A 371-nucleotide genomic window follows, 5' to 3' on the forward strand; every position below is an offset into this window, starting at 1 on the left:
GCAGCGCAGGCGCCGCCTTAGCCAACTCATCACCTGCTTTAACACCCGCGCGCAGTTCGCCACCCGGAAGTAGCTGACAAAGCCCCGCAACACCGGATTCAGCTCACGTATAATGGCCGCGAGTCCGATGCCCCGGTTTCGCTTCGTCAGTGATTTCAGCTTCTGCTTAAGCCTGACCACCTTCTTTCTCTGTATGCGGGTGTACTTGCTATGTATCACCACGCCCAGGAACTTAACCCCTTCATCACTATGGGCGATGTGGGTTTTGGTGGTATTGACCGTCAGCTTCAACTCATTTTCCAGATAGCGCCGGGCAACCCGTAACGCATTCTCCGCGCCCGCTCGTGAGCCGCACAGGATCAGGATGTCGT

General features: G+C 56.6%; 1 protein-coding gene. It reads right to left on the bottom strand.

The features are described from left to right. Positions 1-371: group II intron maturase-specific domain-containing protein (locus Q668_RS00550; RefSeq protein WP_022987627.1), on the bottom strand; the 371-nt coding region annotated here is incomplete at both ends.

The organism is Marinobacter sp. ES-1, from assembly GCF_000475255.1.
Lineage (GTDB): Bacteria > Pseudomonadota > Gammaproteobacteria > Pseudomonadales > Oleiphilaceae > Marinobacter > Marinobacter vinifirmus.